Origin of the sequence: Pseudomonas plecoglossicida NBRC 103162 = DSM 15088 (genome assembly GCF_000730665.1) — a bacterium.
Lineage (GTDB): Bacteria > Pseudomonadota > Gammaproteobacteria > Pseudomonadales > Pseudomonadaceae > Aquipseudomonas > Aquipseudomonas plecoglossicida.
Genome location: NZ_BBIV01000004.1, coordinates 54,723 through 79,121 on the forward strand (window position 1 = coordinate 54,723; position 24,399 = coordinate 79,121).

Genomic DNA, 24,399 nt, shown 5'->3' on the forward strand with positions numbered 1-24,399 from the left:
GTATCGGAGAAAAGAGAAATACGATGAATACCGACACGTTCTTCGGCTCGCTGGTCAGCAGCGCAATGCGCCTGAGCTCAGGTCTGCTGGCGACCCTGGGTCTGGCGTTGCTGTTGCTCATGACCAATTTCTGGGCGCTCGCGCTGTTGTTCGGCAGCCAGCATGAAAAGGCTGTTTCGCACTTTGCCCGGGTCATGGAGAACGTACGGGAGCAGGAGATATTCCTGCAGGCCATCGCCGACCGACTGGTGGCGCCGATGGATGCAATGCAAGACGCGCCTCCTGTGCTCAGGAAGGTGCGTCAGTCCGCAGATACCGCAAACGCACTGTATGAAGTCAGCGAAAGTGACTTCTCGATGCCGTTCACCGTAGCGCTGGCCCAGGAGCAGAGTGACCGCAGCCTGAATGCACTGTCGGTACTGGGATGGCGCCTGAGCAGCTACTACAGCCGGTTCTGGGCGCAGTCGCAGTTCCGCTCGCCCCAGGTGTTCATGTTCAGCCCGCAGAACCCTTCGAGCATTGCGGTGCCTGCCGTGGGCAGGTTTCGCAACAACGACCGGCTGGCGCCGCAGAACTATTCGTCGGTCACAGCTGGGTTGATGGCCAGCACGTTGGGCAGTCCCGACAAGCTGCTGGACTACAGGGTGCACTGGGTACCGAACGTCCCCAGGTTGAAGGATACCGACGGCAGGCGAGAGATTGTCGCCTATGTGGCCGGGGATCTGCCGATCAGCCCGGTGCGGGTCGACAGTGGCATGGATCGGGTGGTGGTCACCACGTTGTTCGATCTCGGCCTCGCCAACGATGCGTCCCGCGACCCCGAGTTGCCGTTCCATGGACGTTTCACCTTGATCGATCCGCAAGGTAACGTGTTGACCGGGCGGCGGGAGAGCGATGACGCAGAGGCTGGGTTCTCGCTGACCGCCAGCGGGTTGCTGGTCACTACCTTCCACCACGACAACGCCCAGCCTGGCTGGCAGGCCCAGTACTTCGTCGATTACCCCGGGTTGTTCCGCTGGCTGGCATTGCCGGTGCTGCGACTGTTGGGCGTCACGCTGTTGCTGATCCTGGGGGCACGCTGGCTGTACCGACGCTATCAGGCCAGGGTGGTGACCCCGGCGAAGGAGGCACAGGCACGATTGCTGGAGAGCCAGGCGTTCAATCATGCGGTGATCGAAGGGGCGCCCGCTGGCCTTGTGGTCATTCGCAAGAGCGATGGCCAGATGGTGGTCGAGAACCTGCGGGCGCAGCAGAGCAGTGCGGTGTCACAGGCCGTGGTGGATCTCTTGCGCAGTTCGGGCGCGGAGCTTGACGGTGATGCCTGCATGGTGCTCGAGGGCCGTTATTACCTGGTCAGCTATTCATCGGCGCGCTACCAGGAGCAGGACGTACAGCTGTGTGCGTTCTCGGATGTCACCGAACACCAGCAGCGCTCGCTCGCCTTGCAGCTGGCCATGCAGGAGGCCGAACGGGCGAACGAGGCCAAGACCGTGTTTCTCACCACCATGAGCCACGAGATACGCACGCCGCTCTATGGTGTGCTGGGCACCCTGGAGCTGCTCGGCCTGTCGAACCTGGACAAGCGCCAGCGCAATTATCTGCAGACGATCCAGTCGTCCTCCTCCACGGTCCTGCAGGTGATCAGCGATGTACTGGATGTTTCGAAAATAGAGTCCGGCCAGCTGATGCTCGATACCACCACCTTCTCGCCGCTGGAGGTGGTCGAGCAGGTCATCTCGGCGCATGTCGCCGGTGCCCGCGGCAAGGGCTTGCAGGTGTATGCCTGCACCGACCCGCAAGTGCCGGAGCTGGTGCTCGGCGACATGGCCAAGCTGCGTCAGGTGCTGAACAACCTGCTGAGCAATGCCATCAAGTTCACCAGCATTGGCCGTGTCGTGTTGCGCTGCCAGGTGCTGGACTGCGTTGATGGGCACGTGACGTTGCAGTTCCAGGTGGCCGATACCGGCATTGGCATCAGCGCACATCAGCAGATGCACATTTTCGAGCCGTTCTATCAGGTCAGCACCAGCAACCTTGTCAGCGGTACGGGGTTGGGGCTGTCGATCTGCCAGCGCTTCGTCGAGCGCATGGGTGGGGAGATCATCGTCGTGAGTGAGCAGGGGCTGGGCAGCAGCTTTACCGTGCAACTGCCCTTCGAGCGAATCACGCCGACTGCGCAGATGACCCCGGCCATCGATCTTGGCGGGCGACAGGTGCAGATTCGCGCCCCCGCCTGCGAACTGGCCGAGCATCTCTGCGCCTGGCTGGTTCGTTGGGGCGCTCGCGCCACGGTCGTGTCGGCCAAGCCTCATGAAGCATTGTCAGAAGCCTTGCTGGTGGATGTCCTGCCCGACCCTGAGCAGGCATTTGCCTGGCCGGGGCGGCGATTGCTGTGCGAGCACGATGGGCCACGGACGCCCGAGTACACAGGGGAATGCTTCAGGGTGGGTGCGCATCAGCTGCGCGCCATCGCCGAGGGTGTGCGCATGGCTACCGACGAGACAGCCGTCCGGGTCGATACGGTGCCGGGAATCCCCCCCAGAGTGCTCGACCTGCACGTACTGGTTGCCGAGGACAACCTGGTCAACCAGGCGATCCTGAAGGAGCAGCTCGAAGCGCTGGGGTGTCGAGTCAGCGTCGCCGGCAATGGCCAGCAGGCGTTGCAGGTATGGTCGCAGGGGGGGATCGATATCGTGTTGAGCGACGTCAACATGCCGGTCATGAACGGCTACGAATTGGCCAGGGCAATCCGCACCGATTGCCCCCAGGTACCCATCGTCGGCATCACGGCCAATGCGTTGAGTGACGAAGGAGAGCGTTGCATTGTCGCCGGCATGAGCAGTTGGATGGTAAAGCCGCTGCTGCTGGACGAGCTGTTGGATGTGCTCGGCGGGCTGGCGAACAGTGGCTTCATTGCCGGCAATCGGTCAGCAGCCCGCGTGATGGGGAGCGTGCTCTCCGACTCCATGCGCAGCCTGTTCTGCCATACCATGCAACAGGATATCGAAGCCCTCCAGGCAGCCCTGGCCGGCAATGACCAGGCGCAGGCGACACAGTTGGTGCATTCGGTGTGCGGGGCCCTGGCCGTGGTGCGTGCCGACGACTTGTCGCAGGTGTTCGGTGGCCTGGAGCAGCGCCTGCGTGAACAGCCGCTGGATGCCTCTTTGCAAGCCGATGTGAGCCAGGCGCTGGGCAGGCTCAGCGGATTGTTGTTGTCGCTATGAAGGCTTCCCACTCGGACCGTTCGAACATGCCAAAAACCACCATTGTAATTGCCGATGATCATTCGATCGTGTTGCTCGGGGTGCGTCAGCTCGTCGAGGCGACCGAATGCTTCGAGGTAGTCGCCGAGGCCTCGAACTCCACAGACCTGATTGCCAGGCTGCACGCAACCAGCCCTGACATTCTCATTACCGACTACAACATGCCAGGCGATACGCAGTACGGTGATGGTCTGAAGTTGATCGACTATCTCGTGCGCCATTTTCCAGGCATGCAGGTCCTGGTGCTGACCATGGTCTCGAATGACCTCATTCTTTCCCGACTCTACGACCTCGGGGTAGCCGGGGTGGTGCAGAAGAGCCAGCTGCATGCGGAGATCGAGCGGGCCCTGGAAGCGCTGGTGCACAAGCGCAAATACAAGGCCACCAGCCTCGAGCGCTCCTGGGTGCGGGACGATTCGCCGTCGGTCGATGCGCGTATCGCCTCGCTTTCGCCCAAGGAGATGGAAGTGTTGCGGCTGTTCATCGCTGGCATGAGCCTGAACGACATCGCCAGGGTCCAGAACCGCAGCGCCAAGACCATCAGCACCCAGAAAGTGGCGGCCATGCACAAGCTGGACGTCAGGACCGACCAGGAACTGATCGCGTTCTGCCTGGCGGAAAAGCTCTTCCAGTAAAGCAGCGCCCCTGCTTGCGGTTTTCAGGATCGCCTGATGGCGCCAGGCAAGCCCCGAGGGCTAAGGTGTGCCCACATGGCTCCTGGGGTGCAACGTCTGGTGGTGTGGTACATGTCTATAAGAAACGTGAAACTGGTACCCAGAACCGTCATGGCGTTCGGGATTACCTGTGTCTTGCTGATGGTGCTCGGCGGGCAGTCGTGGTGGCGCATGGGCAACGTCCTGTGGTCGATCACGGACTTGCAGGACAATTGCCTGCCGAGCGTACGCCAGTCCGGCATTATCGAAGTCACTTCCTACAAGCTGCGGATGGCGAACCAGTTCTTCGCCGTGGGCTCCTCGAAATCCGCAGATGGCGGTGCAGGGCAGGTCAGGCACTGGAAAGCTGTCCTGGAAAGGGAAACCGCAGCCTATGTCCCGCTGATCGTCGGGCCTGAGGAGCAGCATCTGTTCGATATCGTCAATGCCAACGTCGAATCGTTCATGCGACAGGTGGACCAGCTGCTGGCGCTGGGCCGTGCCAGCCAGGATGAGCGGAAAAGGTTCGTCGACAGCCAGGCAGCACCCGCGGCCGAGACGCTGCAGCGGTCCATCGAGGATCTGCAGCGTCTGATGATGGGCCGCGCCGAACAGTCCGGTACCAATGCACGTGCTGAAGCGCATCAGAGTACCGTGGCGACACTCGTGGTAGTTTGCATCGCGCTGTTGGTGACCTGCGTGCTTACCGTGGTCTTCACCCGCAGCATCATCGTGCCCCTTCGCGAGGTGCTTGGCGTCACGCGGAAAATTGCCGATGGCGACCTGACGGGCAATGTCAGCCTTGGCGGCAAGGACGAGCTCAGCGAACTGCAGTACGCCACGGCGCAGATGGTGGACAATCTGAAAGCCACACTCCATCACATCGCCGAATCCTCGTCGCAGCTGGCGGCGGCGGCGGAAGAAATGAGCGCTGTCACCCATGAGTCAAGCTCAAGCGTGCAGCGTCAGAGCATGGAAACCGAACTGGCCGCTACTGCAGTCAACCAGATGACGGTGGCAGTCGACGAGGTGGCGCGCAACGCCATGGCGGCATCGGTCTCCAGCCAGCAGTCGGAGCAGTCGGCGCACACCGGCATGCAGCGAGTGAATGAAACCATTGCCTCGATCGAAAGCCTCAGCCATGCCGTCCAGGGCAACAGTGTGCAGATCGAGCGATTGTCAGTTCGCACCGGCAACATTGCCGAGGTCTTGAATGTGATCAGGGCCATCGCCGAGCAGACCAACCTGCTGGCGCTCAACGCTGCCATCGAAGCGGCACGTGCCGGCGAGCAGGGGCGTGGATTTGCCGTGGTGGCCGATGAGGTGCGCGCGCTGGCGCATCGAACCCAGGCCTCCACGCTAGAGATCGAGGAGACCATCAGCTACATCCAGTCCGACTCGCAGAAGGCGGTTTCGTCGATGAAGCAAACCGACCAGAAAGCGATGGCGGCGTTGCAGATCGCTCGCGAGGCGGGCGCGGCGATCGGCGAGATCACCCAGGCCGTTTCCGATATCAAGGACCGTAACTGCCTCATTGCCAGCGCTTGCGAAGAGCAGGCGCAGGTGGCCAAAGCCGTGGACATGAACCTGGTCAGCATCAACAACCTCTCGGTACAGAGCACCAGTGGCGCGGAGCAGATTTTTCAGGCCAGTGGCGAACTTTCGGTCCTGGCGGTGGACCTGAACAGGTTGGTCGCCCGTTTCGTCATCTAGCGCCAACGAGGGAGATGGAAAATGTTGTCGGAATCTTTCAGAACGTATCCTCCAAGCCTTGACAGGATCTTCATATCAGCGAGTGAGACCAGCGACATACAGGGTTTCGTCGAGCAATACTTCGAAACCCGCAATCTGCGTGACAGTACGCAGATACAGCAAAGCGTGGTCGCTGCGCTAAGGCGTTATCCCGGCGAGGCACCGGTTCGGATGTATGAGCTCAATGCGTGGCTGGACAAGACCTTCAGGCGCCACTTCTTCTGCCGTTGCTGAAACCAATGGGCAAGACCGACGGTATCCATCGCTGCGAACGAACCACGACACGATCAGGTTTCACAGGCGAACGCTGCGCAGGCCCAGGCATCGAAATGTTGTGACAAGATTGTGCCGAGCCGGCCGGGCGGGGAGGGCTTATTCTTGGCGTTCATTTCTCGATCCGTGGAGACGCGCGATGAATACCCGTGGTTTGCTCGACCAGTTGCTCAAGTCCGGTCAGGAACTGTTGCAGAGCCCGTCAGGCAAGGCATCCGCTGGCAAGCCCGCAAGTGGTGGCCTGGGCAACCTGCTCTCGGGCGCCGGTGGCGGCGCTCTGGCAGCCGGGGTCATGGGCATGCTGATGGGCAGCAAGAAGGCCCGCAAATACGGTGGCAAGGCGCTGACCTACGGCGGCCTGGCAGCCCTCGGGGTATTGGCCTACAAGGCCTACGGCAACTGGCAGGCCAAGCAGGGCGCGACGCCCCAGGACGCCCCCCGGACCCTCGACCGCCTGCCGCCGGCCCAGGTCGAAATGCACAGTCAAGCCATCCTCAAGGCCCTGGTGGCGGCGGCCAGGTCCGATGGCCATATCGATGAGCGTGAACGCGAACTGATCGAAGGCGAGTTCACCCGCCTGGACAGCGACGGCGAGCTGCAGCAGTGGCTGCATGCCGAACTTCACAAACCGTTGGATCCGGCCGAAGTCGCCCGCGCGGCACAGACACCGGAAATGGCCGCCGAGATGTACCTGGCCAGCGTGATGATGGTCGATCAGGAGAACTTCATGGAGCGCGCCTATCTTGATGAGCTTGCCCGCCAGCTGCGCCTTGACCCGGCGCTGCGACAGGAACTGGAGAACCAGGTCAGGCTTGCAGCCGGCCACTGACCGGAAACTGAGGGCTGCTTTGCAGCCCTTCGCCGGCAAGCCGGCTCCCATACGTGCCGTGGATCAGCAAAGTACTGCATTCTCCACGCATTTCAGCCGCAAAAGCGGAGGAAGCCTAGGCTATACTTCGACGATTTTCCCGCTCGTAGTGTATTCCTGAGGGCTGAATGTGAAGAACTGGACCTTGCGCCAACGGATCCTGGCAAGTTTCGCCGTGATCATCGCCATCATGCTGCTGATGATCGTGGCCGCCTACTCTCGACTTGTGACGATCGAAAGTGCCGAGGAGGCTGTGGGGTCCGACAGCATTCCAGGGGTCTACTACAGCTCGATGATCCGCAGCGCCTGGGTCGACAGCTATGTCACCAGCCAGCAGCTGGTGGGGCTTTCCAACCGCCGTGAAGTCACCCCGGCCGACATGGAGCTGTTCAAGAGCTTCGACGAACGCCTCAAGCAACACATGGCCAGCTACCACGCCACCATCCAGGATCGTGACGACCAGGCCAGGTTCGACACCTTCGTGCGCATGGAGGAGACCTACGTCAAGCTGGTCGACCAGGTGCTGGAAGCCTATCGCCAGCGCCACTATGACGAGGCCGAGCGGCTGATCAGCGATGAGCTGACCCCGGCCTGGGTCGACGGGCGCAAGCACCTGAACACGGTGATCGAACACAACCGCGAATCGGCCGAGGCCGCCACCGGCGAAATCGTCAGCGCGGTGAGCACCGCCAAAGGCAGCATGATGGTCTCGCTGCTGCTGGCGATCATCGCCGCCGGTATCTGCGGTCTGCTGCTGATGCGTGCGATCACCGCACCCGTGCAGCGTGTGGTCCATGCCCTCGACAAGTTGCGTTCGGGCGACCTGAGCATGCGCCTGAGCCTCGACCGCAAGGACGAGTTCGGTGCCATCGAGAATGGCTTCAACGAAATGGCCGAAGCACTGGCCAACCTGGTGTCCCAGGCGCAGCGCTCCTCGGTGCAGGTGACCACCTCGGTGACCGAGATTGCCGCCACCTCCAAGCAGCAGCAAGCCACGGCTACGGAAACGGCTGCCACCACCACGGAAATCGGCGCTACCTCACGCGAGATCGCCGCCACCTCGCGCGACCTGGTGCGCACCATGACCGAAGTCACCAGCGCCGCCGACCAGGCGTCGAGCCTGGCCGGCTCTGGCCAGCAAGGCCTGGCGCGGATGGAGGAAACCATGCACCAGGTCATGGGCGCTGCCGATCTGGTCAATGCCAAGCTGGCGATCCTCAATGAAAAGGCCAGCAACATCACCCAGATGGTGGTGACCATCGTCAAGGTCGCCGACCAGACCAACCTGCTGTCGCTCAACGCCGCCATCGAAGCCGAAAAAGCGGGTGAATACGGGCGTGGTTTTTCGGTGGTCGCCACCGAAGTGCGTCGCCTGGCCGACCAGACGGCCGTGGCCACCTACGATATCGAACAGATGGTGCGGGAAATCCAGTCGGCGGTGTCTGCCGGGGTCATGGGCATGGACAAGTTTTCCGAAGAAGTGCGTCGTGGCATGTACGAAGTCCAGCAGGTAGGCGAGCAACTGAGCCAGATCATCCACCAGGTCCAGGCCCTGGCACCGCGGGTGCTGATGGTCAACGAAGGCATGCAGGCCCAGGCCACCGGTGCCGAGCAGATCAACCAGGCCTTGGCCCAGCTCAGCGATGCCAGCACCCAGACGGTGGAGTCGCTGCGTCAGGCCAGCTTCGCCATCGATGAGCTGAGCCAGGTGGCCGCAGGCCTGCGCGGCGGCGTATCGCGCTTCAAAGTCTGATCATCATGACCGACCTGCACCCGCATCCGGCAGCGGCTGCCCAGGCCAAGGGCAAGGGCACGCTGTACCTGCAGTTTCGCATCGACCAGCAGCGCTTCGCCCTGGATGTGCACGAGGTGGTCGAGGTCCTGCCGCGCCGGCCGCTCAAGCCGATCGCCCAGGCACCGGCCTGGGTCGCTGGCATCTACGCCCACCGTGGCGTGCTGGTGCCGGTGATCGATCTGTGCGCCCTGAGCTTCGCCAAGCCCGCCGCCGCGCGCACCAGCACGCGCATGGTGCTGGTGCATTACCGCAAGGTGCATCAGCTGGGCCTGATCCTGGAACAGGCGACCGATACTCTGCGATGCCGCCCGGAAGAGTTTCAGCCATACGGGCTGGACAATGACCATGCGCCTTATCTGGGCCCGGTACGCCAGGATGCCCAAGGGCTGTTGCAGCGCATTGCAGTGGATGATCTGCTCAGTGATGCGGTACACCAACTGTTGTTCCCGGATGTCCCAGATGCGCAGCAGGTGGAGCCATGAGCCAGCAACGCTTTTTCCGTTTCCTGCAGGAGCGCATCGGCCTGGATGTCGAGTCGGTGGGCGTACCCATGGTCGAACGTGCCTTGCACCAGCGCAGCCTGGCGCTCAATGCCGCCGACCTTGACGATTACTGGCTGCGCCTGCAGCAATCGCCAGGCGAACAGCAGGCGCTCATCGAAGCGGTGATCGTTCCTGAGACCTGGTTTTTCCGATATCCCGAATCGTTCACCGCGCTGGTCGACCTGGCCCACAAACGCTTGGCCGAACTTGCCGGCGAAAGGCCGTTGCGCTTGCTCAGCCTGCCATGCTCGACCGGCGAGGAGCCTTATTCGCTGGCCATGGCATTGCTGGATTCGGCGATCAACCCTGCAGCCTTGCAGATCGACGCCATCGACATAAGTCCCAATTCCGTGGCCAAGGCCGTGCGGGCGACCTATGGCCGCAACTCTTTCCGCGGCAGCGAGCTGGCCTTTCGCGAGCGACATTTTCACGCTGTCGGCGACAGCCATCAGCTCGACGAGCGGGTACGCCAACAGGTGAAGTTCGAAGTGGGCAACGTGCTCGACCCGCTACTGGCCAGCCGCGATGGCCTGTATGACTTCGTGTTCTGCCGCAACTTGCTGATCTATTTCGATTTGCCGACCCAGCAGCGAGTATTCGAGGTGCTCAAGCGCCTGATCCACCCGCAAGGGGTGCTGTTCATCGGGCCGGCCGAAGGCAGTCTGCTGGCGCGACTGGGCATGCGCCCGCTGGGGATTGCCCAGTCGTTCGCCTATGTGCATCAGCCTGCCGATACGACCGTCGCGGCGCCTGCGCCATTGCGCAGCATCTCGGCGAGAGCGGCCACTACGCCGATCAAGCCAAGTCGGCCTTTGCCCGCGCCGCAGCCACGACGGCCGACCCCGGTCGCCGCGCCGGTGGTCGAGCAGCGCGAGAGCGAGGATGAGTTACTGGCCAGCATCGCTCGGCAGGCCAATGCCGGTGACAGCGTGCAAGCGCGCGCCAGCTGCCAGCGCTACCTGCGCCAGTTCGCGCCGAAGGCCCAGGTGTATTACTGGCTGGGGCTGCTCAGCGACACTGAAGGCGACGCGACGCAAGCGCTGAGTCACTACCGCAAGGCGCTGTACCTGGAGCCGCAGCACCCCGAAGCGCTGCTGCACCTGGCAACCCTGCTGGCCGCCCAGGGCGATAGCGCAGGCGCACGCCGCCTGCAGGAACGCGCGGCGCGCGCCGGTCGGGAGTCTGAACGATGAATGTCGACCATGCGCTCGAGCTGCTCGCCGAGGGAGACCTGCACATCGATGACTGCTGGAACCGTATCGGCGTGCACGGCGACAAGCAGTGTCCATTGCTGGAACGGCACATCCACTGCCGCAATTGCGAGGTCTATGCCGCTGCCGCCACACGCCTGCTGGACCGCTATGGGCTGGTTCAGGACGAGCAGGAGCACGCGACGCAGACGAGCGAAGCCCATGCCGGGCGTTCGCTGCTGCTGTTCCGCCTGGGCGAACAGTGGCTGGCCCTGGCCACAGCCTGCCTGGTGGAGATCGCCCCGGTGCAGCCGGTGCATTCATTGCCGCATCAGCGCTCGCGGGTATTGCAGGGCGTGGCCAATGTGCGTGGCGCCCTGGTGCCGTGTCTGTCCCTGGGCGATCTGCTGGGGAGCGAGTCGTCGCCTGATCAGACTCGCAGTGTGCGGGCGATGCCTCGCATGTTGATTCTGGCTGCGTCGGGAGGCCCGGTGGTCATCGCCGTGGACGAGGTCGATGGCATTCACTGTCTCGACCTCGCGCCGGCCGGCGCCAGCGAACAGGCTGCACCGTTCACCGCGGCGGTACTGCAGTGGCGCGGGCGTAGCGTGCGGGTGCTGGAAGACCAACAACTACTGTCTGCCGTGCAGCGGAGCCTTTCATGACCCCTGAGCAAATGCGCGACGCATCGTTGCTCGAACTGTTCAGCCTGGAGGCCGAAGCCCAGACCCAGGTGCTCAGCACCGGGCTGATGGCACTGGAGCGCAACCCGACCCAGGCCGATCAACTGGAAGCCTGCATGCGCGCTGCGCACTCCCTCAAGGGGGCCGCGCGGATCGTCGGCCTCGACGCCGGGGTCAGCGTGGCCCATGTGATGGAAGATTGCCTGGTGGCGGCCCAGGAAGGCCGGCTGCTGCTGCGTGCCGAGCATATCGATGCACTGTTGCGCGGCACCGACCTGTTGCTGCATATCGCCACGCCCGGCGATCCGCAGGGCGAGGCCGCCGTGCCGTCTTTCCTCGTGCAGATGGCCGGGCTGATCGACCCTGAGGCTGTGCCTGTGCCCGCGCCTGTGGCAGAAAGCGCCGTGGCAGTGGCCGCCGAGCCTGCACCGGTCGAGACCGAGGCCGACAACGAGTCCGTCCCGCGCAAGGCCGGCAAGCGCGGGGAAGGGGGCGAGCGGGTCCTGCGGGTGACCGCGGACCGCCTCAACAGCCTGCTCGACCTGTCCAGCAAGTCACTGGTCGAAACCCAGCGGCTGAAGCCGTACCTGGCCTCTTTGCAGCGCCTCAAACGCATGCACGGCCAGGGCATGCGGGCCCTCGATGGCCTCAAGGCGCAACTGGAGGACAGCGGCCAGAGCCCGGAAGTGCTCGAAGCCCTGGCCCAGACCCAGCGGTTGCTGCTGGAGACCCAGCAGATCCTGCAGCAGCAGGCGGCCGACCTGGATGAGTTCGGCTGGCAGGCCAGCCAGCGCGCCCAACTGCTCTACGACACCGCCCTGGCTTGCCGGATGCGCCCGTTTGCCGATGTGCTCACCGGCCAGAGCCGCATGGTCCGCGATCTGGGGCGTTCGCTGGGCAAGCAGGTACGCCTGCAGATCGACGGCGAGAAGACCCAGGTCGATCGCGACGTGCTGGAAAAGCTCGATGCGCCCCTGACCCACCTGCTGCGCAATGCCGTCGACCACGGCATCGAAACACCCGGGCAACGCTTGCTGGCCGGCAAGCCGGAGGAGGGGGCGATACGCCTGCATGCCTCCCATCAGGCAGGCCTGCTGATCCTCGAATTGAGCGATGACGGTGCGGGCATCGACCTTGCACGGTTGCGTCGCAGCATCGTCGAGCGTGGCTTGTCGCCGGCGGACACCGTGGCACAGATGAGCGAGGCGGAACTGCTGACGTTCCTGTTCCTGCCCGGCTTCAGCATGCGCGACAAGGTCACCGAGGTGTCCGGCCGTGGCGTCGGCCTGGATGCGGTGCAGCACATGGTCCGCGAGCTGCGCGGTTCGATCGAGCTGACCCAGGTGGCGGGCCAGGGCTGTCGCTTCCATGTGGAGGTGCCGTTGACCCTGTCGGTGGTGCGCAGCCTGGTGGTGGAGGTCGGCGGGGAGGCCTACGCATTCCCGCTGGCCCATATCGAGCGCACCGTCGAAGTCGCCGCCCAGCAGATCGTGCAGATCGAAGGGCGCCAGCACTTCTGGCACGAGGGCCGGCATATCGGCCTGGTGGCGGCCAGCCAGTTGCTCAATCGCCCTGCGGCGCAGAGTGGTGAGGACAGCTTGCGGGTCGTGGTGATTCGCGAACGCGAACAGCTTTACGGGGTGGCCGTGGAGCGCCTGATCGGTGAGCGCGTGCTGGTGGTCATGCCGCTGGACCCACGCCTGGGCAAGGTCCAGGACATCTCGGCAGGGGCTTTGCTGGATGACGGTTCGGTGGTGTTGATCGTCGACGTCGAAGACTTGTTGCGCTCGGTCGAGAAGCTGCTCAGCACCGGCCGTCTGGAACGTATCGAGCGTGGCGCGCAGGCGGGGCGTGGGACGGTGCGCAAACGCATCCTGGTCGTCGACGACTCGCTCACCGTACGTGAACTGCAACGCAAGTTGCTGAGCAATCGCGGCTACGAAGTGGCGGTCGCGGTCGATGGCATGGACGGCTGGAACGCCCTGCGCAGCGAGGATTTCGACCTGCTGATCAGTGATATCGACATGCCGCGCATGGACGGTATCGAGCTGGTCACGCTGGTGCGCCGCGACCAACGGCTGCAGTCACTGCCGGTGATGGTGGTGTCGTACAAGGACCGCGAAGAAGACCGGCGGCGTGGCTTGGATGCCGGAGCCGACTACTATTTGGCCAAGGCCAGCTTCCACGACGACGCGTTGCTCGATGCCGTGGTGGAATTGATCGGAGCAGCTCAGGGATGAAGATCGCCATCGTCAATGATATGTCCATGGCCGTGGAGGCCTTGCGCAGAGCCCTGGCCTTCGAGCCCGCGCACGAAGTGGTGTGGGTGGCCAGCAATGGCGCCGAGGCGGTGAAAAAGTGCGCCGAGGATACGCCCGACCTCATTCTCATGGACCTGATCATGCCGGTCATGGATGGCGTCGAGGCCACCCGGCGGATCATGGCCGAGACGCCGTGCGCCATCGTCATCGTCACCGTCGACCGCAAGCAGAATGTGCACCGGGTGTTCGAGGCCATGGGCCATGGCGCGCTGGACGTGGTCGATACCCCGGCGCTTGGTGCAGGCGATGCGCGCGAGGCCGCTGCGCCGCTGCTGCGCAAGATTCTCAACATCAGCTGGCTGATCGGCCAGCAGCGGCCCAATGCGACCAAACCGGTGGCAGCACCCTTGCGCGATGCCGCCCAGCACCGAGGCCTGGTGGCGATCGGCTCCTCGGCGGGTGGCCCTGCTGCCCTGGAAGTGCTGCTCAAGGGCCTGCCTCCGGCATTTCCGGCGTCCATCGTGCTGGTTCAGCATGTGGACCAGGTATTCGCTGCCGGCATGGCCGAGTGGCTTGGCAGCGCTTGCGGGCTGCCGGTGCGCCTGGCCCGTGAGGGCGAGACGCCGCAGCCGGGCCAGGTGCTGCTGGCAGGTACCAATCACCATATCCGCCTGCTACAGAACGGGCAGTTGGCCTACACTGCCGAACCTGTCAATGAAATCTACCGGCCCTCGATCGACGTGTTCTTCGAGAGCGTGGCGCGCTACTGGCGCGGCGATGCGGTGGGCGTGCTGCTCACCGGCATGGGCCGCGATGGTGCCCAGGGCCTCAAACTGATGCGCCAGCAGGGCTTCCTGACCATTGCCCAGGACCAGTCCAGCAGCGCCGTCTATGGTATGCCCAAGGCCGCTGCGGCCATCGACGCGGCGGTGGAAATCCGTCCGCTGGAGCGAATCGCCGGGCGCTTGACGGAAATCTTCACAAAATGACGACATGTATTGAATCACGCCGCGCAGGCTGCAGTGATCAGGTGAAAACGGATGACTGACTTACCGATCGAGGGTTTCGCGACCCCCAACGAAAACTCGGCGATGGTCCTTTTGGTGGACGATCAGGCGATGATCGGCGAAGCCGTGCGCCGTGGCCTGGCCCACGAAGAGAACATCGACTTCCACTTCTGCGCCGACCCGCACCAGGCCGTGGCCCAGGCCATGCGCATCAAGCCCACGGTGATCCTCCAGGACCTGATCATGCCAGGCCTGGACGGCTTGACCCTGGTGCGCGAGTACCGCAACAACCCGGCCACGCAGGACATCCCGATCATCGTCCTGTCGACCAAGGAAGACCCGCTGGTCAAGAGCGCGGCCTTTGCCGCCGGGGCCAACGACTACCTGGTCAAGCTGCCCGACACCATCGAACTGGTGGCGCGTATCCGCTATCACTCGCGCTCCTACCTGACCCTGTTGCAGCGCGACGAGGCTTACCGCGCCTTGCGCGTCAGCCAGCAGCAGTTGCTCGATACCAACCTGATGCTGCAGCGGCTGATGAACTCCGACGGCCTGACCGGGCTGTCCAATCGCCGCCACTTCGACGAGTACCTGGAGCTGGAGTGGCGCCGGGCCATGCGCGAGCAGCAGCAGTTGTCGCTGCTGATGGTCGATGTCGACTATTTCAAGCTCTACAACGACAGTTTCGGCCACCTGGCCGGTGACGAAGCCTTGCGCCAGGTGGCCGAGGCGCTGCGGGGCTCCTGCTCGCGGCCTACCGACCTGCCGGCACGCTATGGCGGCGAGGAGTTTGCCCTGGTGTTGCCCAATACCTCCCCGGGCGGGGCGCGGTTGATCGCCGAAAAGCTGCGCCAGACCGTGCTCGGCCTGAACATCCCGCACACAGCGCCCCAGGCCGATTCGCGTCTGACCGTGAGCATTGGCCTGGCGACCCACACGCCGCCGATCGGCAGCCATTGCCGGCAACTGATCCTGGCGGCGGACAAGGGCCTGTACCAGGCCAAGCACAGCGGCCGTAATCAGGTCGGGATCGCCTGAACGGGCCTCATCGCCGGCTTGCCGGCGATAGGGCCCCCCAGAATTTCTACCGCCCGGCGGGTCTGCCGCCCAGCCCCAGACTGGTTTATACTCCCCGGCTTTTCACCGAATTCGCGCGAGTAGCCAGCCCATGGAAATCCAACCGATCCTGAACACCATCAAGGACCTCACCGAACGTTCCCAGTCCATTCGGGGGTATCTTTGACTACGATCACAAGCATGACCGCCTGATCGAAGTCAACCGCGAGCTCGAAGATCCCAACGTCTGGAACAAGCCCGAGTACGCCCAGGCCCTGGGCCGCGAGCGCGCCATGCTGGCGCAGGTCGTCGAGACCCTGGACAAGATGTCCAACGGCCTGGCCGACTGCCAGGACCTGCTCGACATGGCCGTCGAGGAGAAGGACGAAGGCGCCGTCAGCGACGTCGTGACCGAGTTGCAGAGCCTGGAAGAGTCCCTGGCCCAGCTCGAGTTCCGTCGCATGTTCAGCGGCGAGATGGACATGAACAACGCCTACCTGGACATCCAGGCCGGCTCCGGCGGTACCGAAGCACAGGACTGGGCCAACATCCTGCTGCGCATGTACCTGCGCTGGGCCGACAAGCGTGGTTTCGACGCCACCATCATCGAGCTTTCCGAAGGTGAAGTCGCCGGCATCAAGGGCGCCACCGTGCACATCAAGGGCGAGTACGCCTTTGGCTGGCTGCGCACCGAGATCGGCGTGCACCGCCTGGTGCGCAAGAGCCCGTTCGACTCCGGCGCCCGTCGTCACACCTCGTTCTCGGCCGTGTTCGTGTCGCCCGAGATCGACGACAAGGTCGAGATCGACATCAACCCGTCCGACCTGCGCATCGACACCTACCGCTCTTCCGGCGCCGGTGGTCAGCACGTGAACACCACCGACTCGGCGGTGCGTATCACCCACGTACCGACCAACACCGTGGTGGCCTGCCAGAACGAACGCTCCCAGCACGCCAACAAGGACACCGCCATGAAAATGCTGCGGGCCAAGTTGTACGAGCTGGAAATGCAAAAGCGCAACGCCGCCTCGCAAGCGCTGGAAGACAGCAAGTCGGACATCGGCTGGGGTCACCAGATCCGCTCCTACGTGCTGGATGACTCGCGCATCAAGGACTTGCGTACCGGCGTCGAGCGAAGCGACTGCCAGAAGGTCCTGGACGGCGATCTGGACCAGTACCTGGAAGCGAGCCTCAAGCAAGGGCTGTAAACCGCACACCACTGCCGCGATACCTGGCCGCCCGCCGGTATCGCGCGCCCTGCCCGACAAGGGCAACGAACACCTGATGGAAAGAATGACGACATGAGCGACCTCAAGACCGAAGCGCAAGACCTGCAACAGGAAGAAAATGCCCTGATCGCCCTGCGCAAGGAAAAACTTGCCGCCGAGCGCGCCAAGGGCAACGCCTTCCCCAACGACTTCCGTCGCGACAGCTACTGCAACGACCTGCAGAAGCAATACGCGGACAAGACCAAGGAAGAGCTGGAAGCAGCCGCGATCCCGGTCAAGGTCGCCGGCCGCATCATGCTCAACCGTGGTTCGTTCATGGTCATCCAGGACATGACTGGCCGCATCCAGGTCTACGTCAACCGCAAGACCCTGCCGGAGGAAACCCTGGCCGCAGTCAAGACCTGGGACCTGGGCGACATCATCAGCGCCGAAGGCACCCTGGCCCGTTCCGGCAAGGGCGACCTGTACGTCGAAATGACCAACGTGCGCCTGCTGACCAAGTCGCTGCGCCCGCTGCCCGACAAGCACCACGGCCTGACCGACACCGAGCAGCGCTACCGCCAGCGCTACGTCGACCTGATGGTCAACGAGGAAACCCGCAACACCTTCCGCGTGCGCTCGCAGGTGATCTCGCACATCCGCAAGTTCCTCATCGAGCGCGACTTCCTCGAAGTCGAGACGCCGATGCTGCAGACCATCCCGGGTGGTGCCGCGGCCAAGCCGTTCGAAACCCACCACAATGCCCTGGACATGGCCATGTTCCTGCGTATCGCGCCGGAGCTGTACCTCAAGCGCCTTGTCGTTGGTGGTTTCGAGAAAGTGTTCGAGATCAACCGCAACTTCCGTAACGAAGGCGTTTCGACCCGACACAACCCCGAGTTCACCATGCTCGAGTTCTACCAGGCCTACGCCGACTACCGCGACAACATGGACCTCACCGAGGAACTGTTCCGCGAGCTGGCGCTGCTGGTACTGGGCACCACCGACGTGCCGTATGGCGACAAGGTATTCCACTTCGGTGAGCCGTTCGCACGCCTGTCGGTGTTCGATTCGATCCTCAAGTACAACCCTGAGCTGACCGCCGCCGACCTGCAGGACGTCGACCGCGCCCGCGACATCGCCAAGAAGGCCGGTGCCAAGGTGCTCGGCCACGAAGGCCTGGGCAAGCTGCAGGTGATGATTTTCGAAGAGCTGGTCGAGCACAAGCTGGAGCAGCCGCACTTCATCACCGAGTACCCGTTCGAAGTCTCGCCGCTGGCCCGTCGCAACGACGACAACCCGGCCGTGACCGACCGCTTCGAGCTGTTCATCGGCGGCCGCGAGATCGCCAACGCCTACTCCGAGCTCAACGATGCCGAAGACCAGGCCGAACGCTTCCTGGCCCAGGTGGCCGAGAAGGACGCCGGTGACGACGAAGCCATGCACTATGACGCCGACTTCGTGCGTGCGCTGGAGTACGGCATGCCGCCGACCGCAGGCGAGGGCATCGGTATCGACCGCCTGGTGATGCTGCTGACCAACTCGCCGTCGATTCGCGATGTGATCCTGTTCCCGCACATGCGCCCACAGGCCTGAGTGAACTGAACAAGCCGCCTTTCGAGGCGGCTTTTTCTTGCCTGAAGGCTTATGTTGTCATTACTGGCCTCATCGCCGGCAAGCCGGCTCCCACGGGACCTTGTGGGAGCCGGCTTGTCGGCGATGAGGTCGGTACAGACAGCCGACGACTCGAACGATGAGGTATTCAGAGTGACACCCGCAATGCCCCACCAAGGCGCCGCCGGCATCGCCAGTGCCGTCGCCGAAAACGTGCAATACCAAGGCCGCAAGACCGCCCGTCAAGGCAGCGAGCAGCGCCGTCAGCTCATCCTCGACGCCGCCATGCGCATCGTCGTGCGTGATGGCGTGCGTGGCGTGCGTCACCGCGCCGTGGCAGCCGAGGCCGGCGTGCCGCTGTCCGCCACCACCTATTACTTCAAGGATATCGAGGACCTGCTCACCGATACCTTCGCCCAGTACGTCGAGCGCAGCGCTGCCTACATGGCCAAGCTCTGGGCCAACACCGAGGTGGTGTTGCGCCAGTTGCTCGCCCAGGGCGACGGCAGCGCGCACTCCCGGGCGCGGCTGGCCGACGAAGTGGCGCGCATGACCGCCGACTATGTTTCACGCCAATTGCTCACCCGCCGCGACTTCCTCATGGCCGAGCAGGCCTTCCGCCAGGAGGCGCTGTTGTGCCCGCGGCTGGCCGAGCTGGTGTGCGCCCATGAGCAGATCCTGCTGCATGGCACGCGGCAATTGCTTCAGGTCGTCGGCTCTCGGCAACCGGAGCAGGACGCCCAGATGTTGACGGCGATAATCGAGCAGATGGAATATCAGGGCCTGCTCAAGGATGCCGATGCACAGGCCGATGGGCAGATGCTCGCTATGCTTACCCGTTACCTGCACCTGGTGTTGGCATCGGCCTGAGCCGTGATCGACCTTTCAAGGAGAACCTGATGAAAGCCTGGCGTGTGGTGTTGTTGACGTTGTCATTCCTGCTGCTGGGCGGTTGTCTGGTGACCTTCCATGAGCCGTTGCCGAGCAACCAGGCGGCGCCCAAGGCCCTCTTGGGCAAGTGGCGCTGCAAGGATGCCTGGGGCGAGCCGCTGCAGCTGGTGATCAGCCGCAGTGGCGCCGATGCCTACAAGGCAGTGGCCACGGCCAAGGGCAAGAAGCCTGAAGAATATGTGTTTACCGTCTCGCGCCACGGCAACCGCTGGTACCTGTCGGCCGGGGTGCCGAAACGCCTGGGCGGCAATTTCCTGATTGGCGGCTTCGACATCGTCGATGGCAAGGAGCTGGTGGTCTACAACCTCGATGTCGAGCAGGTGCAGCAGGCGGTCGAGAAGAAAGAACTGACCGGACGCGGTACCGAAGTGCCGGAGGGCAACGGCGCCGGCGTGCTGATCGACAGCCCGGCGGCGCGGGTACTGGCCTACCTGGATGACCCGGCCAATTCCGACCTGTTCGTCGAGGTGGCGCGCTTCCAGCGCTCCGGCAAATGACCGTGCGGGCCTCATCGCCGCGGTTCGTCGCCACGACAAGCCGGCTCCCACACGGACCCTGTAGGAGCCGGCTTGTCGTGGCGACGAACCGCGTCGATGAGGCCGGTACAGGCGCCCTGTTCTAGAAAGGAGTCCCCGGTGGACGAGTACCAGCTGACCATCCGCACCCTGTCCGACCGCATCGTCGCGGCGCAGACCCCGATCCGCGTGCTCGACGCCGTGAAATGGGACGACAGCATCCGCCAGGGCTTCCTCAAGGCCAAGGGCAAGGAGCCGCCAGCGGTGGACCGCGCCTATTACCAGTCGCGCCCGCTGTCGTTCGACTCCAGCGCGGTCAAGGCCGAGTTCCAGAGCATCGAGCGCGACATCACCCGCCAACTGGGCCAGTTCAACCCGGTCGGGCAGATCATGCGGCGCATGTGCAAGGAGTACCGCATGGTGGTGCGTATGCTCGAAGCGCGTGGCACCGAAGACTTCGGCCTGATCTCCCAGGAACTGTATGGTGCCGCCTCCGATGCCTTCCACGCTGGCGACCCGACCCTGGCCGACCTGGGGCTGATGCTGTCGGACTACCTGAACAACATCGATGGCCGCGGCGACCTCAAGGACGAGCCGAAGAACCTCACCGCCAAGGAAGCCGTGAATATCCTCCAGCAGCGGCTGAACAAGGTGTTCGGCGAGGCCGAGGAAACCATCCGCGTGTTCGAGTCCGACGGTATCGTCGCCGATGCGGCGGCGGGTGCCGACTACATCAAGATCCGCAGCGACGCCATGTTCAACAGCCGCGATGTACGCGCGCTGGAAGTGCATGAAGGGCTGGTGCACGTGGGCACCACGCTCAATGGCCTGAACCAGCCGATCTGCACCTTCCTGGCCAAGGGCCCGCCCTCGTCGACGGTGACCCAGGAAGGCCTGGCGATCCTCATGGAGGTGATCGCCTTCGCTTCCTATCCCAGCCGCCTGCGCAAGCTCACCAACCGCACCCGCGCCATCCACATGGTCGAGGAGGGCGCCGACTTCCTGCAGGTCTTCGGCTTCTTCCGCGAGCAGGGCTTCGAGATGGCGCAGAGCTACAGCAATGCCAGCCGGGTGTTCCGCGGCTCGGTGCCCAATGGCCTGCCTTTCACCAAGGACTTGTCCTATCTCAAGGGTTTCATCATGGTTTACAACTACATTCAGTTGGCCGTGAAGAAGGGCAAGCTCGAGCAGATTCCGCTGTTGTTCTGCGGCAAGACCACCCTGGAAGACATGCGCACCTTGCGTCAGCTGGTCGAAGAGGGCCTGGTCGAACCGCCCAAGTACTTGCCCGAACAGTTCCGCGACCTCAATGCGCTGTCGGCATGGATGTGCTTCTCCAACTTCCTCAACCACCTGAGCCTGGATCGCATTGAAGCCGACTACGCGAACATTCTCTGAGCGCTGCCGCCTGCTGGTCCTGGGCTTGCTCCTGCTGGGGCTTGGTGGTTGCAGCAGCCTGCTGTTCTACCCCGAACCGGGCCAGGCGTTCACCCCCTTGCGGGCCAAGCTCGATTACCGCGACGTGCACCTCACGACTGCCGATGGCGTGCGCCTGCACGGGTGGTGGCTGCCGGCCAAGGCGGGGGTCGCGGTCAAGGGCACGGTGCTGCACCTGCATGGCAATGGCGGCAACTTGCCTGGGCACCTTGGAGGCAGCTACTGGCTACCGGAGCAGGGTTACCAGGTGCTGATGATCGACTACCGTGGCTACGGCCTGTCCGAGGGCGAGCCTGGCTTGCCGGAAGTCTACGAGGACATCGCCGCGGCCATGACCTGGCTCGACCAAGCCCCCGAGGTCAAGGGCAAGCCCTTGGTACTGCTGGGCCAGAGCTTGGGAGGGGCGATGGCCATCCACTACCTGGCAGCCCACCCGGAACAACGGCAGCGTTTCAGCGCCCTGGTGTTCGATGGCGTGCCGGCCAGTTATCGTGGCGTCGGCCGCTACGCGCTCAGCACTTCGTGGCTGACCTGGCCGCTGCAGGTGCCGCTGTCCTGGCTGGTGCCGGACGGCGACAGCGCGATTCGTTCGGTCGAGCGCCTGAGCACCCCGCCCAAGCTGTTCTTTCACAGCATCGACGACAACCTGGTGCCGATGGACAGCGGCATACGCCTCTACCAGCACGCCCCGCCACCGCGGGTGTTGCAACTGACCCGCGGCGGCCACGTGCAGACCTTCGCAGACCCGGTATGGCGCCAGGTGATGCTGCGTTTCCTGGATGATCCCAGCCATTTCAACGGCCTGCGGCGGCTCGCCGAAGTGCCCAACTACCCTGACGAGAAGAACAAGCAATGAGTGAAGAACGCAACGCCATCCCACTGATCCTGACCGGTATCGGCAGCATCGTCGTGACGGTGGGAGCCCTCTGGTACTACGGCTACCTGCATTTCGCCAAACCCGAGGATGCGCTGCTGCTGCAGGATTTCACCATGCTCAAGACCATTCCTGGCGAGGACTACAAGGTATCCCTCGACCCGGCGGCGCAGGTGGCGCAGTGCGTGGATGGCGTGCTGGTGCTGTTCGATACCGAGCAGAAAGGATTGACCGGAGTACTGGTCGACAACCGCAAGCGGGCGGTGCGCTGCATGGGCGAGGAGACGCCGCAGCAAGTGCAGTGATGCGACCGGCCTTATCGCTGGCAAGCCGGCTCCCACAGGTACTCCACAAGCCTTGAATATCGTGGAGAACCCTGTGGGAGCCGGCTTGCCGGCGATAGGGCCGGTACAGCCAATGAAAAACCTTATTGCTGGATCTGGCTAACCGAACGCGGTGCCACCGGCTGGTTGTCATTGGAAATGGTCACCTCCACCCGGCGGTTCTGCGCACGCCCCGAATTGTTCGAGTTGTCCGCCACCGGATACTCCTTGCCATACCCCTGGGCGACGATGCGCGCCGGGTCCACGCCGGCCCGTACCAATGCCATGCGCACGGCAGCGGCGCGGCGCTCGGACAGGGTCTGGTTGTAGTTGGCCGAACCTACGCTGTCGGTGTATCCCTCGACGCTCACCTTGCGCTCCGGATTCTCCTGGAGGAACTGCGCCAGCTTGGTGACGTTCGGGTAGGCATTGCTCTTGAGGTTGGCCTTGTTGAAGTCGAACAGCACGTCGCCGAAGGTCACCAGGGTACCGCGGTCAGTCTGCTTGGCGTTGAGGCTGTCCTGCAGCTTGGCGATCTGCGCATCGCGGGCGTCGAGCTTGGCCTTGGCGCGATCGGCCGAGGCGTTCTTCAGTTCGTTTTCGGCGGTGCGCAGGGCGATGGTCTGCTTGGCCACTTCGACGCGCTGGTTGGTCAGGTAGGCCAGCTGATCCACCTGCCGGGTGTCCTCGCGTTCCATGAAGGCCTTGTCGGCCTTGTTCAGCGAGTCCTGGGCGTCCTTGGTTTCAAGCGCGGCGACCTTGCTCGACTGCGGGTCGCTCTGCAGCGCCGAGAAGTTGGTGCGGGCCGATTCCAGGTTCGGGTTCGGGTCATGGGAGCAGGCAGCGAGGCTGACGCTCAGGGCCAGCAGGGCGGGAATCATGATGGGGTTGCGCATAATGTTCATCCTTTGATCGATTGCGAAGGCTCAAGTCGACGTGCCGCGCTCACTGAGCGCTGCGCATGCCTTCCTGACGCACGTCCTGGGCACCCTGGCGGGCTTCCTGCAAAGCCTTCTCGGCCTTGGCCGCCTGGGCCTTGCGTTCGGCGAGGCGGGCATCCCATTCGGCCTGCTCGGCCAGACGCTTGGCTTCGTCGTACTGCTTGTCGTGCATGGCGATTTCGGCCTGTTTGAACTTGTCCTGGGCGGCTTTCATTTCCACGGCAGCGAATTCGGTACCGCCAGCACTGACGGCAGAATTCACGGCGGACTGGGTCACGGCGTACTGCTCGGTGGGTGGATTGCCGGCACAGCCGGCCAGAACCAGGCTACTGCCCAGGGCCAGCGCGGCCAGCTTGAGTCTGCGCACATGTGGGGATGAGGTGTTTGCGGTGCGGGTCTTCATGATGGTCAGCTCCATTGGATCACTCCTGAAAAACGACGATATCCGTAGCAGTCAATCGCTCAATCCCTGGCTTCAGTCCGCACTTGCGCCGAACGGTGCACGACAGCAGCTGTGCAGGGTTTTAGCGTGATGGCTATTGGCTGGGACTGAAGGCGTTTTTGAATGGTTCAGAAAAATTGTCGGGGCTGGCCGACGACATCGGGCTGCGCAGGCAATCGCTGCGGCGGGGAATGTTCGAGGGAGGAAGGGATGGTTCCGGGCCGTGACAACGCCCGGAACCCAGGGTGGGCCTCAATTGCCGCTGTCATCGCCGGGGTTGCTGAGGTCGTGCAGATGGCGGCGTGAGAGGGCCAGGAAGCGGGGTGTGGAGCCGATGTCCTCGAACAGCGGGTCGCCTTGTTCGTCAGTCGAAATGACCTTGCGGCCCTGCACGTAGGGGAAGCTGGCTTCCAGTTCCTCCAGGGCGGCGGCCACCAGTTCGCCAAGCAGTTCCTCGGCGGTGCGTTTGGGGTACATGTCGATGAGCGCGGCCAGGCGCGCTTCGGACTCCAGGTCCAGGTGCAAGGTGTGGCCGGTGGGGCTCAGGCTGCCTGCGGCATTCTGCTCCCAGTGCTGGGCGAGTTCGCGGATTTTCATGGTGACCTCTGTGGACGCCTGCAAAGGCTGCAATGCTTGGGACTGCTCTGTTCTAACTTTAGTTTGCTTTGCCCGATCACGGCTTGCCATGACGCCTTGCCTGTGGGCACTCTTGGGGCATGCAGTCACCTGAGCAGCGCGCGGGCGAGCCGCG

General features: G+C 63.6%; 21 protein-coding genes. 18 read left to right on the forward strand and 3 right to left on the reverse strand.

Features of this window, described 5'->3' with window-relative positions; translation table 11 throughout:
* The first annotated feature begins 23 nt into the window (after window positions 1-23).
* From PPL01S_RS02090 to PPL01S_RS02180, 18 genes are all read left to right on the forward strand, one after another.
* Window positions 24-3,224 carry a hybrid sensor histidine kinase/response regulator gene (locus tag PPL01S_RS02090; RefSeq protein ID WP_028625212.1) on the forward strand — a complete coding sequence of 1,067 codons (3,201 nt, stop codon included), beginning with the start codon at window positions 24-26 and terminating at the stop codon, window positions 3,222-3,224.
* Window positions 3,225-3,250: 26 nt separating this feature from the next.
* A complete protein-coding gene (locus PPL01S_RS02095) occupies window positions 3,251-3,898 on the forward strand; it encodes a response regulator (RefSeq protein ID WP_028625213.1) in 648 nt (215 codons plus the stop codon).
* Between the two features lie 75 nt (window positions 3,899-3,973).
* Window positions 3,974-5,629, forward strand: a complete 1,656-nt coding sequence (locus PPL01S_RS02100; protein WP_255212381.1) for a HAMP domain-containing methyl-accepting chemotaxis protein — start codon at window positions 3,974-3,976, stop codon at window positions 5,627-5,629.
* A 451-nt stretch (window positions 5,630-6,080) separates the two neighbouring features.
* Window positions 6,081-6,770 (forward strand): tellurite resistance TerB family protein, encoded by a 690-nt coding sequence (locus PPL01S_RS02110; protein WP_016391431.1) that lies wholly within the window; start codon window positions 6,081-6,083, stop codon window positions 6,768-6,770.
* 169 nt (window positions 6,771-6,939) lie between these two features.
* Window positions 6,940-8,562: a methyl-accepting chemotaxis protein gene (locus PPL01S_RS02115; protein WP_016391430.1), complete on the forward strand. Its 1,623-nt coding sequence runs from the start codon at window positions 6,940-6,942 to the stop codon at window positions 8,560-8,562.
* 5 nt (window positions 8,563-8,567) lie between these two features.
* On the forward strand, window positions 8,568-9,086 hold the full coding sequence (locus tag PPL01S_RS02120; protein ID WP_016391429.1) for a chemotaxis protein CheW: 519 nt from the start codon (window positions 8,568-8,570) through the stop codon (window positions 9,084-9,086).
* Entirely contained in the window at window positions 9,083-10,339 is a 1,257-nt protein-coding gene (locus tag PPL01S_RS02125; protein ID WP_028625216.1) for a CheR family methyltransferase, read from the forward strand. The genes PPL01S_RS02120 and PPL01S_RS02125 overlap by 4 nt, the downstream gene beginning before the upstream one ends.
* Complete coding sequence (locus PPL01S_RS02130) at window positions 10,336-11,001, forward strand: chemotaxis protein CheW (protein ID WP_016391427.1); 666 nt, start codon at window positions 10,336-10,338, stop codon at window positions 10,999-11,001. Before PPL01S_RS02125 ends, PPL01S_RS02130 begins: the two co-directional genes overlap by 4 nt.
* Window positions 10,998-13,259, forward strand: coding sequence for a hybrid sensor histidine kinase/response regulator (locus PPL01S_RS02135; protein ID WP_028625217.1), 2,262 nt, complete (start codon window positions 10,998-11,000; stop codon window positions 13,257-13,259). Before PPL01S_RS02130 ends, PPL01S_RS02135 begins: the two co-directional genes overlap by 4 nt.
* Window positions 13,256-14,269: a chemotaxis response regulator protein-glutamate methylesterase gene (locus tag PPL01S_RS02140; protein ID WP_016391425.1), complete on the forward strand. Its 1,014-nt coding sequence runs from the start codon at window positions 13,256-13,258 to the stop codon at window positions 14,267-14,269. The genes PPL01S_RS02135 and PPL01S_RS02140 overlap by 4 nt, the downstream gene beginning before the upstream one ends.
* A gap of 51 nt (window positions 14,270-14,320) precedes the next feature.
* Window positions 14,321-15,325 carry a response regulator gene (locus tag PPL01S_RS02145; protein WP_028625218.1) on the forward strand — a complete coding sequence of 335 codons (1,005 nt, stop codon included), beginning with the start codon at window positions 14,321-14,323 and terminating at the stop codon, window positions 15,323-15,325.
* Between the two features lie 130 nt (window positions 15,326-15,455).
* A protein-coding gene (gene prfB / locus PPL01S_RS25000) for a peptide chain release factor 2 (protein WP_100933426.1) occupies window positions 15,456-16,551 on the forward strand; the annotation gives its coding sequence in 2 pieces (ribosomal slippage) (window positions 15,456-15,527 and window positions 15,529-16,551; 1,095 coding nt in all).
* Between the two features lie 93 nt (window positions 16,552-16,644).
* Window positions 16,645-18,147, forward strand: coding sequence for a lysine--tRNA ligase (lysS, locus tag PPL01S_RS02155; protein WP_016391422.1), 1,503 nt, complete (start codon window positions 16,645-16,647; stop codon window positions 18,145-18,147).
* A 183-nt stretch (window positions 18,148-18,330) separates the two neighbouring features.
* Entirely contained in the window at window positions 18,331-19,035 is a 705-nt protein-coding gene (locus PPL01S_RS02160) for a TetR/AcrR family transcriptional regulator (RefSeq protein WP_016391421.1), read from the forward strand.
* 29 nt (window positions 19,036-19,064) lie between these two features.
* On the forward strand, window positions 19,065-19,613 hold the full coding sequence (locus PPL01S_RS02165) for a hypothetical protein (protein WP_028625220.1): 549 nt from the start codon (window positions 19,065-19,067) through the stop codon (window positions 19,611-19,613).
* A 96-nt stretch (window positions 19,614-19,709) separates the two neighbouring features.
* Window positions 19,710-21,029 (forward strand): flavohemoglobin expression-modulating QEGLA motif protein, encoded by a 1,320-nt coding sequence (locus tag PPL01S_RS02170; RefSeq protein WP_171817226.1) that lies wholly within the window; start codon window positions 19,710-19,712, stop codon window positions 21,027-21,029.
* Window positions 21,001-21,924, forward strand: a complete 924-nt coding sequence (locus PPL01S_RS02175; RefSeq protein WP_028625221.1) for an alpha/beta hydrolase — start codon at window positions 21,001-21,003, stop codon at window positions 21,922-21,924. The genes PPL01S_RS02170 and PPL01S_RS02175 overlap by 29 nt, the downstream gene beginning before the upstream one ends.
* Entirely contained in the window at window positions 21,921-22,247 is a 327-nt protein-coding gene (locus PPL01S_RS02180; RefSeq protein ID WP_016391417.1) for a PA3694 family proteiin, read from the forward strand. The genes PPL01S_RS02175 and PPL01S_RS02180 overlap by 4 nt, the downstream gene beginning before the upstream one ends.
* A gap of 122 nt (window positions 22,248-22,369) precedes the next feature.
* Here PPL01S_RS02180 and lptF read toward each other — a convergent pair whose 3' ends face one another.
* From lptF to PPL01S_RS02195, 3 genes are all read right to left on the reverse strand, one after another.
* Window positions 22,370-23,161 (reverse strand): lipotoxin F family OmpA-related lipoprotein LptF, encoded by a 792-nt coding sequence (gene lptF, locus PPL01S_RS02185; RefSeq protein WP_016392343.1) that lies wholly within the window; start codon window positions 23,159-23,161, stop codon window positions 22,370-22,372.
* A 49-nt stretch (window positions 23,162-23,210) separates the two neighbouring features.
* Window positions 23,211-23,624, reverse strand: a complete 414-nt coding sequence (locus PPL01S_RS02190; protein ID WP_016392342.1) for a DUF4398 domain-containing protein — start codon at window positions 23,622-23,624, stop codon at window positions 23,211-23,213.
* Between the two features lie 276 nt (window positions 23,625-23,900).
* A complete protein-coding gene (locus PPL01S_RS02195; protein WP_016392341.1) occupies window positions 23,901-24,245 on the reverse strand; it encodes a hypothetical protein in 345 nt (114 codons plus the stop codon).
* Window positions 24,246-24,399 lie beyond the last annotated feature (154 nt).

Bases quoted from the DNA above. Each gene is read 5' to 3' on its own strand.
- lptF (WP_016392343.1), bottom strand. From the start codon at position 23,161: ATGCGCAACCCCATCATGATTCCCGCCCTGCTGGCCCTGAGCGTCAGC.
- PPL01S_RS02095 (WP_028625213.1), top strand. From the start codon at position 3,251: ATGCCAAAAACCACCATTGTAATTGCCGATGATCATTCGATCGTGTTG.
- PPL01S_RS02195 (WP_016392341.1), bottom strand. From the start codon at position 24,245: ATGAAAATCCGCGAACTCGCCCAGCACTGGGAGCAGAATGCCGCAGGC.
- PPL01S_RS02100 (WP_255212381.1), top strand. From the start codon at position 3,974: ATGGCTCCTGGGGTGCAACGTCTGGTGGTGTGGTACATGTCTATAAGA.
- PPL01S_RS02090 (WP_028625212.1), top strand. From the start codon at position 24: ATGAATACCGACACGTTCTTCGGCTCGCTGGTCAGCAGCGCAATGCGC.
- PPL01S_RS02165 (WP_028625220.1), top strand. From the start codon at position 19,065: ATGAAAGCCTGGCGTGTGGTGTTGTTGACGTTGTCATTCCTGCTGCTG.
- PPL01S_RS02140 (WP_016391425.1), top strand. From the start codon at position 13,256: ATGAAGATCGCCATCGTCAATGATATGTCCATGGCCGTGGAGGCCTTG.
- PPL01S_RS02130 (WP_016391427.1), top strand. From the start codon at position 10,336: ATGAATGTCGACCATGCGCTCGAGCTGCTCGCCGAGGGAGACCTGCAC.
- PPL01S_RS02135 (WP_028625217.1), top strand. From the start codon at position 10,998: ATGACCCCTGAGCAAATGCGCGACGCATCGTTGCTCGAACTGTTCAGC.
- lysS (WP_016391422.1), top strand. From the start codon at position 16,645: ATGAGCGACCTCAAGACCGAAGCGCAAGACCTGCAACAGGAAGAAAAT.
- PPL01S_RS02120 (WP_016391429.1), top strand. From the start codon at position 8,568: ATGACCGACCTGCACCCGCATCCGGCAGCGGCTGCCCAGGCCAAGGGC.
- PPL01S_RS02190 (WP_016392342.1), bottom strand. From the start codon at position 23,624: ATGGAGCTGACCATCATGAAGACCCGCACCGCAAACACCTCATCCCCA.
- PPL01S_RS02160 (WP_016391421.1), top strand. From the start codon at position 18,331: ATGCCCCACCAAGGCGCCGCCGGCATCGCCAGTGCCGTCGCCGAAAAC.
- PPL01S_RS02170 (WP_171817226.1), top strand. From the start codon at position 19,710: ATGAGGCCGGTACAGGCGCCCTGTTCTAGAAAGGAGTCCCCGGTGGAC.
- PPL01S_RS02125 (WP_028625216.1), top strand. From the start codon at position 9,083: ATGAGCCAGCAACGCTTTTTCCGTTTCCTGCAGGAGCGCATCGGCCTG.
- PPL01S_RS02110 (WP_016391431.1), top strand. From the start codon at position 6,081: ATGAATACCCGTGGTTTGCTCGACCAGTTGCTCAAGTCCGGTCAGGAA.
- PPL01S_RS02180 (WP_016391417.1), top strand. From the start codon at position 21,921: ATGAGTGAAGAACGCAACGCCATCCCACTGATCCTGACCGGTATCGGC.
- PPL01S_RS02145 (WP_028625218.1), top strand. From the start codon at position 14,321: ATGACTGACTTACCGATCGAGGGTTTCGCGACCCCCAACGAAAACTCG.